Raw genomic sequence first — 14,339 nt, 5'->3', positions numbered from 1 at the left:
CATGCAAGAAAACCGGCGTAACTTCCTCAAGCTGGGCGCCACCAGCGCCGCCGTCGGCGTGCTGGGACAGGCGACGGCGGCCGACGCTCCGCAGCCGCAGGTCGGGGCCATCGCCCCGCTGGCGGCGCAACTGGGGCTGCGGCTCGCCACCTTCTCGCCGAGCAAAGATGAAAAGCCGCGCATCGGCGTGGTGCTCGACAACGGCAACCTGATCGACATCGGCGCCGAGGCGCAACGCGCGCGCGTCAAGCTGATGTTCGATCCCACTTCCATGCTGTCGCTGATCGACAGCGGCGATGCGGGCATCACCCAGGTGCACGCGCTGGCCGAAAAAGGCGCGCTGCTGCGCATCGCCCGTCCGCACGTCAACCAGGTGCAGCTGTGGTCGCCGATCCCGCGCCCGCGCGCCAACATCTACGCGGTGGGCTGGAACTATCTCGATCACTTCGAGGAAGGCAAGGCGGCGCGCGCCGACAAGGTGGTGAGCGAGTACCCGGCCAATCCGGTGTTCTTCACCAAGGGCGTCAACACCATGAACAGCCCGTTTGGCAGCATTCCCTTCGATGCCGGCAATTCCACGCAGGTGGACTGGGAGGCGGAACTGGCGGTGGTGATCGGCCGCGCCGGCCGCAACATCAGCGAAGACCAGGCGCTGAACCATGTGTTCGGCTACACCGTCTACAACGACACCACCGCGCGCGACATCCAGCAGAAACGCCACGGCGGCCAATGGTTCAAGGGTAAAAGCCTGGACGGCTACGGCCCGATGGGACCGTGGATCGTGACGCCGGCCGGCATCCACCTCGACGACTGCCGCATCATCAGCCGCGTCAACGGCGTCGAAAAGCAGAACGCCAGCTACCAGCAGATGTACTTCAAGATTCCGCGCGTGATTGCCGAACTGTCGCGCGGCATGACGCTGGAGCCGGGCGACATCATCACCACCGGCACGCCGTCCGGCGTCGGCTTCAGCCGCAAGCCGCCCGAGTTCATGAAACCGGGCGACGTGATGGAAACCGAAGTCACCGGCATCGGCATCCTGCGCAACCTCATCAAGGCGGAGGGTTGAGTCTCATGGATAGTGACGGCTGGTGTGAACGACATTCAATGCGGTCACCGTCGTCGCTGTCTCGCAAAAGATGACCACGTAATGCCGGTGGACGACGAGCTCGAACGTCCCGCGAACCCGTCCACGCCTGCGGGGAAAATTTGGGTCGGCCAATAGTTCGACCTGATCGTCAATATGATCGAACATCCGTGCGGCGGCAACGGGATTCAAGCGGGCGATGTAGCGCTCTATGTCGTCCAGGTCAGCGAGATATGTCGCGCTGCGGACGACATTTTTCATGAGGCACCGCGTTTTGCCGCCTTGGCGGCGCGGATAGCTGCCCACTCATCGGGAGGAAATACACGGTTGGAACTATCCTTCAGTCCCGCGAGCGAGGATTCGACCTTGGCGGCTAACCATGCATCATAACGCTGTGCCCGCAGATCAGCCCGCCAGCTATCTACATCAAGCTCAACGTTTTCCAATCCTATCTGATGAAGGAAAGCCGACGCTTCTGCTGGAGACTGAAATCGCAATGGCTGGTCTATCGCATCGGCAGAGAGAATGCGCAGCCCGCCAGGCGTCGAGATACGCATTCCAAAAACATCGTGCCTGGCGACTAGCGCGACAGACAGTACATCACCGATCGCATAAGCCTGCTGCAACTCCAGCGCAGTCATATATTCCATCACAGCCTCTCCGCATGTCGTAGACTCTGCGACACTAGTCCGCAGCCCTCGATTTCCCCTTAATATAAATCAAATTCGGGCGGCGGCAGAAATCACCGCATCCCACGGCGGTTCGGGCGGAAAGACCTCTTCCAGAAAGCTGAGGAAGGCCCTGACGTTGGGATTGCTGCGGCGGCTTTGCGGCCACAATGCGGTGATGGTCGAGCGGTCGACCGCACATTCGGCCAGCACCGGCACCAGCTCGCCACGCTGCACGTAGCGCGCGGCGACATAGGTCGGCGAGATGCCGATGCCGCCCTGCGCCACCAGCATCTCGGCAATCGCGTCGCTGGCGTTGGCCACCGCCCAGCTGGGCGGCGTGATTTCCACCACGCGGCCGCCGATCAGGAATGGCCAGCGCAGCAGCTGGCCGGAACTTTGAAAACGGAAGTTCACGCAGTCGTGCCGCATCAGCTCATCCGGATGGCGCGGCGTGCCGCGTTCGGCCAGGTAGGCCGGCGAGGCAAACGCGCACAGCCGGTGCGGCGCCAGCCGCCGCGAAATCAGCCGCGAATCCGCCAGCTCGCCGACGCGGATCGCCACGTCGATGCCCTCCTTGATCAGATCGACAAACTCGTCGCCCAGCCGCAGATCCACCGTCAATTTGGGAAAGCGCGCCTTCAGCCGCGCCAGCCTGGGCGCCAGTACCTGCGTGCCGATCGGCAGCGGCGCGACCACCCGTATCGTGCCGGCCGGCTCGGCTTTCGCAGCCAGCACGGCTTGTTCGATCTCCTCAGCCTCGTGCAGCAGGCGCAGGGCGCGCTCGTGCAGATCTCGGCCTTCCGCCGTCAGTGTCAGCGAGCGCGTGGTGCGGGTGAACAGCGACAGTCCCAGCTGCTGCTCCAGCCGCTGCACGCTTTTGCTGACGGCCGACGGCGACACCGCCAGCGAACGCGCGGCAGCGGTATAGCTGCCCAGCGACGCCGCGCGGGCAAAGGCGATCAGGCCGGTCAGCCGCTCTAATCCAATTTGTTCCATAATGGCATAATTAAAGCGAATTTCAGCCACATTGTCAAAGCCGGGGCATAGCCCTAATCTGCCTCCTGTCAGCGCGCCATTGCGCTTTATTCTTCAGGAGCCCACCATGAACACCCCTCTCTTCAATGCACCATTGTCCGGCAAAACCGTCCTCATCGTCGGCGGCACGTCGGGCATCGGCCTGTCGGCCGCGATCCAGGCCAAGGCGGCCGGCGCGGCCGTGGTTGTCGCCGGTCTCGATGCTGCGCGCGCGGCGGCGGTCGCGGCCGAGCACGGTTTCGCCGGGCACCGCGCCATGGACGTGACGCGCGCCGACACCATCAGCGCCGCGCTGGCCGATCTGCCGCAGGTCGACCATCTGGTGCTGCTGGCCGGCAGCTTCGTCGCCGGCAAGGTGCTGGAGGCCGACGTGTCCCATCTGCAGCGTGCCTTCGACGAACGCATCTGGGCCGCCGTGCACGTAATCCGCGCGCTGGGCAACCGTCTGGCGACGGATGCCTCGATCACCTTCATTTCCGGCGTGCTGTCGGATCGTCCCAACGCCTACGGCACCGCCGTGCTGGCCGCCGCCAGCGCCGCCATGGAAGCGCTGGCGCGCGGCCTGGCGCTGGAACTGGCGCCGCGCCGCCTCAACACCCTGTCGCCCGGCACCATCGCCACGCCGCTACTGAGCAAGGCGCTGGGCGAAGGCCGCGATGCCTATGTCGCCGGCCTGCAGGCCAAACTGCCGCTGGGCCGGGTCGGCAGCGCCGACGAAGCCGGCGCCGCCGTCGTGTTCCTGATGACCAACGGCTACATGAACGGCGCCACCCTCAACGTCGACGGCGGCGCACGCCTGGTCTGAAAGGAGCGCGATCATGAGCATGCTGTTTGAACCGCTGCAACTGGGCGCCATCCGCGCGCCCAACCGCATCCTGATGGCGCCGATGACGCGCGCGCGCGGCACGCGCGAGCATCTGCCGACGCCGATGATGGCCGACTACTACGCCCAGCGCGCCTCGGCCGGGCTGATCATCAGCGAAGCGATCGGCATCAGCCAGCAGGGCCTGGGCTGGCCGTACGCCACCGGCATCTGGTCCAACGCGCAGATCGCCGGCTGGCGCGCGGTCACCGACAAGGTGCATGAAGCCGGCGGCCGCATCATCGCCCAGCTGTGGCACATGGGCCGCACGGTGCATCCGAGTTTCCTCAACGGGCAAGCACCGGTGTCCTCGTCCGCCACCGTGGCGCCGTCGGCTGCACACACCTATGACGGCAAGCAACCCTACGCCCAGGCGCGCGCGTTGCGGGTGGAAGAGATTCCAGGCATCCTGAACGATTTCGCCCAGGCCGCCCGCAACGCCATGCGCGCCGGCTTCGACGGCGTGCAGCTGCACGCCTCCAACGGCTATCTGATCGACCAGTTCCTGCGCGACAGCGACAACTTCCGCACCGACCGCTACGGCGGCTCCATCGTCAACCGCATCCGCCTGCTGCGGGAGGTAACGCAGGTGGTGGCGGACGCGATCGGCGCCGATCGCACCGGCGTGCGCCTGTCGCCCAACGGCATGACGCAGGGCGTGCGCGATTCCGCTCCGCTGCCGCTGTTCACGGCCGCGCTGGAGATGCTGTCGTCGCTGGGCATCGCCCATCTGGAATTGCGCGAGCCGCCGCCCAACGGCAGCTTCGGCGTCGGTGAAACCGAACCGCTGGCGCCGCTGCTGCGTCCCGCGTTCAAGGGAGCGCTGCTGCTGAACTCGGACTTCACGGTAGAACGTGCGGAACACGAGCTGCGCGCCGGCGTGGGCGATGCGGTGGCGTTCGGCCGGCCCTTCATCGCCAACCCGGACCTGCCGCAACGCATCGCCGCCGGCATGCCGCTGGCGCCGGACGACAGTGAGACCTGGTTCACCCAGGACGCGCGCGGCTACACCGACTATCCGCCGGCGCAGCCATAAAAAAACGGCGCTCCGTGGAGCGCCGTTTTCACATTACAGCTGACCCAGCAGGGTCTCGGCGTTCGATACCTCGAACTTGCCGCCTTCTTCGATGTTGAGCTGCTTGACCACACCGTCCACCGCCAGCAGCGAGTAGCGCTGCGAGCGGGTGCCCATGCCGAACTTGCTGAAGTCGGCGTCCAGGCCCAGTGCCTTGCTATACGAAGCGTTGCCATCCGCCATGAAGCGCACGATGCCGGTGGCTTTCTGATCGCGGCCCCAGGCACCCATCACGAACGCGTCGTTGACCGCGATGCACCAGATCTCATCCACGCCCTTGGCTTTCAGTTCGTCGGCGTGTTGCACATAGCCCGGCACATGCTTGGCCGAGCAGGTCGGGGTGTAGGCGCCCGGCAGGCCGAAGATCGCGATGGTCTTGCCCTTGGTCAGGTCTTGCACGTTGAAGGTGTTCGGGCCGAGCGAGCAGCCTTCGGTTTCAACTTCGATGAATTCGGACAGCGTGCCTTCCGGCAGCTTGTCGCCGATCTTGATGGTCATGGATGACTCCTTGTAGAAATAAATAAAAAGCCGCGCCCCAAGGCGCGGCTTTTTCCCCGGATAGAACCGGCAGTATGCCTTAATCGGCCTGTTTGCGCAGGAAGGCTGGAATGTCGTAGGTTTCCATGCCGTTCTTCTCCATCGCGCGCACCTGCTCCGATGCCGACTCGCGGCGCCATACGGCCGGCGCCTTCATGCCGTCGAAGGCCGGCGCCGCGCCGCCGCCCATGCCGCCGGCCGCGCCCATCGACAGGCCCTGCGCCGCGGCGGCGCCGCCCATGCCGGCCGATGGCATCATCGGGCTGTTGTGGGTGCCGGTGCGCAGCATCTGCTGAGGAACCAGCTGCACGTGCTTCTTGTTCTTGCCCAGGCCGGTTGCGACCACGGTCACGCGGATGCTGTCGCCCATCTCGTCGTCGTAGGCGATGCCCTGTGCGATCGACGCGTCCGGTGCGGCAAAGGCGCGTACCGCCGCCATGACTTCCTTGATCTCCTTGCCCTTCAGGCCGCGCGAGGCGGTGACGTTCACCAGCACGCCGCGAGCGCCCGACAGATCGACGCCATCCAGCAGCGGCGAAGCCACGGCCTGCTCGGCGGCGATGCGCGCGCGGTCCACGCCGGAGGCGATCGCGGTGCCCATCATGGCCTTGCCCTGCTCGCCCATGATGGTCTTGACGTCGTTGAAGTCGACGTTGATGTGGCCCGGCACGTTGATGATCTCGGCGATGCCGGCCACCGCGTTGTTCAGCACATCGTCGGCGTGCTGCAGCCACTCGATCAGCGACTCGTCTTCGTAGATCTCCTCCAGCTTCTCGTTCAGGATCACGATCAGCGAGTCGACGTTGGCCGACAGCTGCTCCAGGCCTTCCTCGGCGATGTCCATGCACTTCTGGCCTTCGTGCGAGAACGGCTTGGACACCACGGCCACGGTCAGCGCGCCCTGCGCCTTGGCCACTTCGGCCACGATAGGCGCGGCGCCGGTGCCGGTGCCGCCGCCCATGCCGGCGGCGATGAACACCATGTGCGCGCCGCGCAGCGCGTCTTCGATGCGCGCGCGCGATTCTTCGGCCAGCTTGCGGCCGACGTCGGGCTTCATGCCCGCACCCAGGCCGGTCTCGCCGATCTGGATGATGTTGTTGGCCTTGGAAGTGGCCAGCGCCTGGGCGTCGGTGTTGGCGGCGATGAACTCGACGCCCGACATGCCCTTGTTGATCATATGTTGTACCGCATTGCCACCCGCACCGCCGACACCGACGACCTTGATGACGGTGCCCAAAGCTGCGTTATCGACCATATCGAACTCCATGATGTGACTCCTATCAGAATGCGGTTTCCAAGCGCCAGTCCTCATAATTGTAGGAGAACTGGAGATTGAAAACTGCGGTTTAATCCAAAAAAATAGTGTGTTTGTACGTGCCTCAGAAATTCCCGAGGAACCATTCCTTCATGCGCTGCCAGACTGCCTTGACCGATCCATCCTGCCGCGTGACGATGTGGCCACGCAGGTACTGCTTTTTCGCTTCCAACAACAGGCCCAGCACGGTCGCGTAGCGCGGGCTGCGCACCACGTCGGCCAGCTGGCCACGGTAATCCGGTGTGCCCAGGCGCGCCGGCTTGAGGAAGATGTCCTCCGCCATCTCCACCATGCCCGGCATGATCGAGGTGCCGCCGGTGAGCACGATGCCCGAGGACAGCACGCCTTCGTAACCCGACTCGCGCACCACCTGGTGCACCATCGCGAACAGCTCCTCCACGCGCGGCTCGATCACGGCGGCCAGCGCCTGGCGCGACAGGTTGCGCGGACCGCGGTCGCCCAGGCCCGGCACCTCCAGCGATTCGCCCGGATCGGCCAGCACCTGCTTGGCGACGCCGTAGCGGATCTTGATTTCTTCCGCCTCGGTGGTCGGCGTGCGCAACGCCATCGCGATATCGTTGGTGATCTGGTCGCCGGCGATCGGGATCACCGCCGTGTGGCGGATCGCGCCGTCGGAGAACACCGCCACGTCGGTCGTGCCGCCGCCGATATCGATCAGCACCACGCCCAGTTCCTTTTCGTCGCCGGTCAGCACCGCGTCGGCCGAGGCCATGGGCTGCAGGATCAGGTCGGACACTTCCAGTCCGCAGCGGCGCACGCACTTGACGATGTTCTGCACCGCCGACACGGCGCCGGTGACGATGTGCACCTTCACCTCCAGGCGGATGCCGCTCATGCCGATCGGCTCGCGCACATCTTCCTGGCTGTCGACGATGAATTCCTGCGGCACCGTGTGCAGCAGCTGCTGGTCGGTGGGAATGTTAACCGCCTTTGCCGTTTCGATGACGCGCGCTACGTCGGTCGCCGTCACTTCCTTGTCCTTGATCGCCACCATGCCGCTGCTGTTGAAGCTGCGGATATGGCTGCCGGCGATGCCGGCGTAGACATTGCGGATCTTGCAGTCGGCCATCAGCTCCGCCTCTTCAAGCGCGCGCTGTATCGATTCGACGGTCGCCTCGATGTTGACCACCACGCCCTTCTTCAGGCCACGGGACTCGTGCTGGCCCAGGCCGATCACTTCATGGCGGCCGTCGCCCATCACCTCGGCCACCACAGCCACCACCTTGGAGGTGCCGATATCGAGGCCGACGATCAGGTTTTTAGCGTCTTTAGTCATTTCTTTTTGCCTGCTTATATTTGCTTAGTGTCCGGTTTTATTGGCCGTGGGTTTCTGTACTAGCGATTTCGGTTTGGCGCCATCCGCCGGTATCTTCAATCCGGGCGCGCTGAGCGCCAAACCGTTCTGGTACCGCATGTCTATCGTGTCGATGTTCTGCAAATGCTCGACCAGCTGGGGATAAATCCCGATCAGCCGGTCCACTCTTTCCTTCAGCGTGGTGGCGGTCTGCTCGCGCCCCAGCTCCACGCTCATGCCGTTGTTCAGCTTCACCGTCCAGGCATAGCGGCTGGACAGCGACAGCGCCTGCGGCACCAGCTTGAGCGGCGCGAACCAGGCGCGCAGCTCATCGTAACGCGACAGCACTTCCTTCTCGCTGCCTTCCGGCCCGTCGAACTCCGGCAGCTCGTGGTCCTGGTCTTCCTCCGCCTCGGCGAGATTGGCGATGAAGCTTTCGCCCTTGGTCGACAACAGCTTGCCGTCGTCGCCCCAAGTGCCCATCGCCTCGTGCTCCTCCAGCGAGACGATCAGCTGGTCCGGCCATTCGCGCCGCACCGTGGCGCGCCGCACCCACGGCACCGATTCGAACGCCTGGCGCACCGCATCCAGGTTGGTGGTGAAGAAGTTGCCCTTGATGCGGCCCAACGTGTTGTTGCGCAGGGTCAGATGGTTCACGTGGTGCAGATCGTCGCGGCCTATCGCCTCGATGCGGATGGTGCGCAGGTTGAACATCGGACGCTGCGACACCCACCACACGCCAGCAGAGACGCACGCCAGCATCGTCAGCGCGAACAGGCCGCTGGCGGTTGCATTCAAGGCTTTAGCGTCGTGCCACATTCGCTGCTTACCCCTTCAACTTCAAACGTGCACTGCGCAGGATTTCCACGCACAGGTCTTCATAGCTCATGCCTTCCGCGCGCGCGGCCATCGGCACCAGCGAGTGGCTGGTCATGCCGGGCGAGGTGTTCACCTCCAGCAGGAATGGCTTCTGGTCGCGTTCGCGCAGCAGCACGTCGACACGGCCCCACCCTTCGCAGCCCAGCGCGCGATAGGCTTCCACGGCGATGCGCTGCATCTCGGCCGTCAGCGCGTCGGGCAGCACGGCCGGGCAGAAATACTGCGTATCGTCGGTGAAGTACTTGTTCTGGTAATCGTAATTGCCTTCCGGCGCCACGATCTCCACCACCGGCAGCGCGCGCGCGGCCGCGCCGCTGCCCAGGATGGCGATGGTGAACTCGCGGCCGGTGACGAATTCCTCGGCCAGCACCGCGTCGTCCAGCGCGGCGGCCTTGTCGTAGGCGGCCTGGAAGCCATCCGCTTCGCTGACCTTGGTGATGCCGATGGTCGAACCTTCATGCGGCGGCTTGACGATCAGCGGCAGGCCCAGGTCGGCGGCGGTGGCGGCCAGGTCGGACTGCGCGTGCAGCACCGCGTAGCGCGGGGTCGGCAGGCCGGCGTTCAGCCAGACGATCTTGGTGGTGATCTTGTCCATGCCCACCGAGCTGGCCATCACGCCGCTGCCGGTGTAGGGAACGCCCAGCAGTTCCAGCGCGCCCTGCAGGCTGCCGTCCTCGCCGTAGCGGCCGTGCAGCGCGATGAACACGCGGTCGAATTTTTCCGCAGCCAGTTCCGCCAGCGAGCGCTGGCCCGGATCGAAGGCATGGGCGTCCACGCCCTTGCTCCGCAGCGCAGCCAGCACGCCGCTGCCGGACATGTTCGAGACTTCGCGCTCGGCGGAGCGGCCGCCGTACAGCACGCCGACCTTGCCGAAAGCCTTAGCCTCTTCAGGAGTAATGGTATTCACGTTCAGACCTTAGGGTAATTAGTCAGTTTGGCCGGGACGCCGCTGATCGAGCCTGCGCCCATGGTCATCACGACGTCGCCGTCGCGTACCACGCCCATGATGGTTTCCGGCATGTCGCCGATCGCCTCAACAAAAATTGGTTCCGTCTTGCCGCGCGCGCGCAGCGCGTGCGACAGCGCGCGGCCGTCGGCCGCCACGATCGGCGCCTCGCCGGCCGCATACACCTCGCCCAGCACCAGCACGTCCGGCGTGCCGAGCACCTTGACGAAGTCTTCGAACAGGTCGCGCGTGCGGCTGTAGCGGTGCGGCTGGAACGCCAGCACCAGGCGCCGGCCCGGATAGGCGGCGCGCGCGGCGGCCATGGTCACTTCCATTTCCAGCGGGTGGTGGCCGAAGTCGTCCACCAGGGTGAATGCGCCGCCGCCCGGAATCGCCACCTCGCCGTACTTGGTGAAGCGGCGGCCGACGCCGGCGAAACCGGCCAGACCGGCCTGGGTGGCGCTGTCCGGGATATTGATCTCGCGCGCGATGGCCACCGCCGAGCAGGCGTTCTGCACGTTGTGCAGGCCGGGCTGGTTGAGCACCACATCCAGGTCGGGATAACCTTCCTGCCTGACGGTGAACAGCATCTGCGTGCCGTCGGCACGCGCGTTCACGGCGCGCACCTGTGCATCCTCGGCGAAGCCGTAAGTGGTCACCGGTTTGGTCACCTGCGGCAGGATCGAGCGCACATGCGGATCGTCGATGCACAGCATGGCGCGGCCATAGAACGGCAGGCGATGGGTGAAGTGCACGAAGGCCTGCTTGAGCTTCTCGAAATCGTGCTCGTAGGTTTCCATGTGATCGGCGTCGATATTGGTGATCACTTCGATCATCGGCGTCAGATTCAGGAAGGAGGCGTCCGACTCATCGGCTTCCGCCACCAGGTAGTCGCCGGTGCCCAGCTTGGCGTTGGCGCCGGCCGCGGTCAGGCGGCCGCCGATGACGAAGGTCGGATCCAGGCCGCCCTGCGCCAGTACCGACGCCACCAGGCTGGTGGTGGTGGTCTTGCCGTGGGTGCCGGCGATGGCGATGCCGCGCTTCAGGCGCATCAACTCGCCCAGCATCACGGCGCGCGGGACGATGGGAATCTTGCGGCTGCGCGCCGCCACCACTTCAGGATTGTCCTGCTGTACAGCGGTCGAGGTCACGACGGCGTCGGCCTTGCCGATGTTTTCCGCCGCGTGGCCCTGGAACACTTGCGCGCCCATGTCGGCCAGGCGCTGGGTGACAGCGTTGCTGCCCAGGTCCGAGCCGGAGACGTTGTAGCCCAGCGTCAGCAGCACTTCGGCGATGCCGCTCATGCCGCTGCCGCCGATGCCGACGAAGTGTATGTTCTGTACCTTATGTTTCACGGCTTATCCAATGCTAGTTCTTCCAATACCTGGGCGATTGCTTCGTTCGAATCGCGTTTGCCGACGTCGCGCGCCGCGTTGGCCATGGCCAGGCAGGATGCGCGGGTCAGCGTTTCCAACAGCGCCGCCAGCGATGGCGCGCTCAATTCCGCCTGCGGCATGTGAATCGCCGCTTTCTGTTTCGCCATCCACTGCGCGTTGTCGCGCTGGTGGCTGGTGGTCGAGGCCACGAACGGCACCAGCACGCTGGCGACGCCGGCGGCGGTCAGTTCCGACACCGTGATCGCGCCGGCACGGCAGATCACCACGTCGGCGGCGCTGTAGGCGGCCGCCATGTCGTCGATGAAGTCGACCACGTTGGCGCTCACGCCGGCCTGCTGATACGCCGCGCGCAGCGCATCGATATTCTTCTTGCCCGACTGGTGGGTCACCACCGGACGCTGCGCCTCGGGGATCAGCGCCAGCGCCGCCGGCAGGCTGTCGTTCAGCGCCCTGGCGCCCAGGCTGCCGCCCACGCACAGGATGCGCAGCGGGCCTTCGCGGCCGGCGAAGCGCTGCGCCGGCGGGGCCATTTCCAGGATCTCCCTGCGCACCGGATTACCGGTCACCACCGCCTTGCCTGCCGCGCTGCCGAAATCGGCCGGGAAGCCGAAGCACACGCGGCCCGCGAACGGCACCAGCGTCTTGTTCGACAACAGCAGCGCCGCGTCGGCGTTCACCAGCACCAGCGGCGTGCCGCGCAGGCGCGTCATCAGGCCGCCCGGCACGGTCACATAGCCGCCCATGCCCATCACCACGTCCGGCTTGCGGCGGCCGATGAAGCCGAAGCAGTCGGCGAACGCCTTCACCATCTTGAACGCGCCGCCCAGCGTGTGCTTGATGCCTTTGCCGCGCATGCCGGTGAAGTTGATGCTGTCCATCGTGATGCCCTGCTTCGGCACCAGTTCCTGTTCCATGCCGGTGGACGTACCCAGCCAGCTCACCTCCCAGCCGCGCGCGCGCATGGTTTGCGCGATCGCCAGGCCGGGGAAGATGTGGCCGCCCGTACCGGCCGCCATGATCATCAATCGTTTCATAATCTGCCACCACGCATCAGAACCCGGTTCTCGTAGTCGATCCGGAGCAGGATCGCGAGTCCGATGCAGTTAATTACAACGCCAGTGCCGCCATAGCTCATCAGCGGCAGGGTCAAGCCCTTGGTCGGCAGTAAACCCAGATTCACGCCCATGTTGATAAAAGTCTGCACGCCGATCCAGATGCCGATGCCCTTGGCGGTCAGGCCGGCAAAGGTCTGGTCGATGGCGATGGCCTGGCGGCCGATGTCGAAGGCGCGCTTGATGATCCAGTAGAACAGCGCGATCACCACCAGTACGCCGGCCAGGCCCAGTTCTTCGCCGATCACGGCCAGCAGAAAGTCGGTGTGCGCTTCGGGCAGATAGTGCAGCTTCTCGACGCTGCCGCCCAGGCCAACGCCAAAAATCTCGCCGCGCCCGAAAGCGATCAGCGAGTGGGTCAGCTGGTAAGCCTTGTTCAGCGCATTGTCTTCTTCCCATGGATTCAGGTAAGCGAAGTAGCGCTCGCGGCGGAACTTGGACAGTGCGATGATGGAGCCGAAGATCACCACCAGCACGGCACCGATGCCGCCGAACCAGATGGCGTTGATCCCGCCCAGGAACAGAATGCCCATGGCGATGCAGACGATCACGCCAAAGGCGCCGAGGTCGGGTTCCAGCAGCAGCAGCAGGCCGACGAAGCCGACCGCCGCCGCCATCGGCATGAAGCCCTTGGTCAGCTTATGCATGTACTGCTGCTTGCGCACGGTGTAATCGGCCGCGTACAGCACCGCCACCACCTTCATCAATTCGGATGGCTGGACGTTGAACACCTTGAAGGACAGCCAGCGGCGGCCGCCGTTGACCACCACGCCGATGCCGGGTACCAGCACCAGCACCAGCAGCACAAGGGTGCCGATGAACAGATACGGCGCGGCCTTCTGCAAATCGGCGATGCGGACGCGGAACACGAACAGGCCGACCAGCAGCGAGACGGCGATGAACATCGCCTGCCGCTGCAGGAAGTAGGTGTTCTGCCAGCGCACGTAGTTGGCGAACTTGGGCGAGTCGGGCAGCGAGATCGATGCCGAGTACACCATCACCATCCCCAGCAACATCAGCAGCAGGGTGACCCAGACCAGCGGCTGGTCGTACTCCATCATCTTCGACTGCCGCGCGCGGCTCTCCATCGGCGTTTCAGCCGACTTGGCGCCAAAGCGGAACGGCAGCTGGAGGGCCATGGTCAGAGCTCCTGTCCGGCGTCGAGCGCGATGTCGCGCACGGTGTCGATGAACACCTGGGCGCGATGCGCGTAGTTCTTGAACATGTCCATGCTGGCGCAGGCCGGGGACAGCAACACGGCGTCGCCGGCTTGCGCCAGTTCGCTGGCGCGCTTGACGGCCAGCGGCAGGTCGGTGCCGCAGTCTTCCAGCGTGTAAGCCAGCTCGACGCCCTGCTCTTTCGCGGCGTGTTCCAGCGCGGCGCGGATCTGCGGCGCATCGCGGCCGATCAGCAGCACGGCGCGGGCGTAGCGGCCGACAGGGTCGGCCAGCGGCGCGAAGTCCTGGCCTTTGCCGTCACCGCCCAGGATCACCAGCAGGCGTTGGTGTCCGCCGGTGAAGGCTTTGCCCAGGCCATTCAGCGCGGCCACGGTGGCGCCGACGTTGGTTCCCTTGCTGTCGTCGTAGTATTCGACCTCGTTGATGGCCGAGACCAGTTCCACCCGGTGCGGCTGGCCGCGATATTCGCGCAGGCCGTGCAGCAGCGGCGCCAGCGGCAGATCGATGGCGCGGCACAGGGCCAGCGCGGCCAGCGCGTTGGTGGCGTTGTGCACTCCGCGAATCTGCAACGCGTCGGCCGGCATCAGGTTCTTGACCATGCATTCGACCGGTGGCGGCGGCGGATCGTTCTTCTTGCGCTTTTTCGGTTCGCCCTCCTCCTCGGCCGGGATGGCGGTGGCCAGCCACAGCACGCCGCGCTCGTTGTTCAGGCCGAGATCGTCCCGCAAGGCCGGCGCGTCGGTGCCGAAGGTGACGTTATGGCCGGTGGCGCTGGCCATGCGCATGGTGGTGGCATCGTCGCGATTCAACACGCGCACGGTGTTGGCGGCGAAGATGCGGTGCTTGGCGGCGGCGTAGGATGGCATGTCTCCGTGCCAGTCCAGGTGGTCCTGGGTCACGTTCAACACGGTCGCCGCATCGGCTTCCAGC

At 65.3% G+C, this 14,339-nt stretch carries 15 protein-coding genes; 3 read left to right on the top strand and 12 right to left on the bottom strand.

Translation table 11 applies throughout. The features are described from left to right. Position 1 precedes the first annotated feature (1 nt). Positions 2-1,069 (top strand): fumarylacetoacetate hydrolase family protein, encoded by a 1,068-nt coding sequence (locus E4L98_RS06240; RefSeq protein ID WP_135200704.1) that lies wholly within the window; start codon positions 2-4, stop codon positions 1,067-1,069. Between the two features lie 3 nt (positions 1,070-1,072). Here the strand turns inward: E4L98_RS06240 and E4L98_RS06235 are convergent, their stop codons facing one another. The 3 genes from E4L98_RS06235 to E4L98_RS06225 all read right to left on the bottom strand — a co-directional run bounded on the left by E4L98_RS06235 (position 1,073) and on the right by E4L98_RS06225 (position 2,754). Then, a complete protein-coding gene (locus tag E4L98_RS06235; protein WP_135200703.1) occupies positions 1,073-1,348 on the bottom strand; it encodes a type II toxin-antitoxin system RelE/ParE family toxin in 276 nt (91 codons plus the stop codon). Then, complete coding sequence (locus E4L98_RS06230) at positions 1,345-1,737, bottom strand: hypothetical protein (protein ID WP_135200702.1); 393 nt, start codon at positions 1,735-1,737, stop codon at positions 1,345-1,347. The genes E4L98_RS06235 and E4L98_RS06230 overlap by 4 nt, the downstream gene beginning before the upstream one ends. A gap of 69 nt (positions 1,738-1,806) precedes the next feature. Then, positions 1,807-2,754, bottom strand: coding sequence for a LysR family transcriptional regulator (locus tag E4L98_RS06225; RefSeq protein ID WP_135200701.1), 948 nt, complete (start codon positions 2,752-2,754; stop codon positions 1,807-1,809). A gap of 106 nt (positions 2,755-2,860) precedes the next feature. On the opposite strand from E4L98_RS06225, the gene E4L98_RS06220 reads away from it, so the two are divergent. Together E4L98_RS06220 and E4L98_RS06215 are read left to right on the top strand one after the other, a co-directional pair. Then, positions 2,861-3,598 (top strand): SDR family oxidoreductase, encoded by a 738-nt coding sequence (locus E4L98_RS06220; protein WP_135200700.1) that lies wholly within the window; start codon positions 2,861-2,863, stop codon positions 3,596-3,598. A gap of 13 nt (positions 3,599-3,611) precedes the next feature. Beyond that, positions 3,612-4,691, top strand: coding sequence for an alkene reductase (locus E4L98_RS06215; RefSeq protein WP_135200699.1), 1,080 nt, complete (start codon positions 3,612-3,614; stop codon positions 4,689-4,691). A gap of 33 nt (positions 4,692-4,724) precedes the next feature. Here the strand turns inward: E4L98_RS06215 and E4L98_RS06210 are convergent, their stop codons facing one another. From E4L98_RS06210 to murD, 9 genes are all read right to left on the bottom strand, one after another. Next, the gene (locus E4L98_RS06210; protein WP_135200698.1) at positions 4,725-5,228 is read right to left on the bottom strand and encodes a peroxiredoxin; all 504 of its coding nucleotides are present in this window, start codon (positions 5,226-5,228) and stop codon (positions 4,725-4,727) included. A gap of 79 nt (positions 5,229-5,307) precedes the next feature. After that, entirely contained in the window at positions 5,308-6,534 is a 1,227-nt protein-coding gene (ftsZ, locus tag E4L98_RS06205) for a cell division protein FtsZ (RefSeq protein ID WP_135200697.1), read from the bottom strand. Between the two features lie 112 nt (positions 6,535-6,646). Then, positions 6,647-7,879: a cell division protein FtsA gene (gene ftsA / locus E4L98_RS06200; protein WP_135200696.1), complete on the bottom strand. Its 1,233-nt coding sequence runs from the start codon at positions 7,877-7,879 to the stop codon at positions 6,647-6,649. Between the two features lie 24 nt (positions 7,880-7,903). Continuing rightward, positions 7,904-8,716, bottom strand: coding sequence for a cell division protein FtsQ/DivIB (locus E4L98_RS06195; protein WP_135200695.1), 813 nt, complete (start codon positions 8,714-8,716; stop codon positions 7,904-7,906). Between the two features lie 7 nt (positions 8,717-8,723). Then, positions 8,724-9,683 carry a D-alanine--D-alanine ligase gene (locus E4L98_RS06190; RefSeq protein ID WP_135200694.1) on the bottom strand — a complete coding sequence of 320 codons (960 nt, stop codon included), beginning with the start codon at positions 9,681-9,683 and terminating at the stop codon, positions 8,724-8,726. Positions 9,684-9,685: 2 nt separating this feature from the next. Next, positions 9,686-11,077, bottom strand: coding sequence for a UDP-N-acetylmuramate--L-alanine ligase (gene murC / locus E4L98_RS06185; protein ID WP_135200693.1), 1,392 nt, complete (start codon positions 11,075-11,077; stop codon positions 9,686-9,688). Continuing rightward, the gene (gene murG / locus E4L98_RS06180) at positions 11,074-12,153 is read right to left on the bottom strand and encodes an undecaprenyldiphospho-muramoylpentapeptide beta-N-acetylglucosaminyltransferase (protein WP_229257277.1); all 1,080 of its coding nucleotides are present in this window, start codon (positions 12,151-12,153) and stop codon (positions 11,074-11,076) included. The genes murC and murG overlap by 4 nt, the downstream gene beginning before the upstream one ends. Beyond that, positions 12,150-13,370, bottom strand: a complete 1,221-nt coding sequence (ftsW, locus tag E4L98_RS06175; RefSeq protein WP_135200692.1) for a putative lipid II flippase FtsW — start codon at positions 13,368-13,370, stop codon at positions 12,150-12,152. Before ftsW ends, murG begins: the two co-directional genes overlap by 4 nt. Before the next feature lie 2 nt (positions 13,371-13,372). Beyond that, on the bottom strand, positions 13,373-14,339 hold a 967-nt coding region (gene murD / locus E4L98_RS06170; protein ID WP_135200691.1), incomplete at its 5' end, for a UDP-N-acetylmuramoyl-L-alanine--D-glutamate ligase.

This window comes from Duganella callida (assembly GCF_004614165.1).
GTDB classification, from domain to species: Bacteria; Pseudomonadota; Gammaproteobacteria; order Burkholderiales; family Burkholderiaceae_D; genus Rugamonas; species Rugamonas callida.
This window is presented reverse-complemented; position numbering and strand designations above follow the sequence as displayed.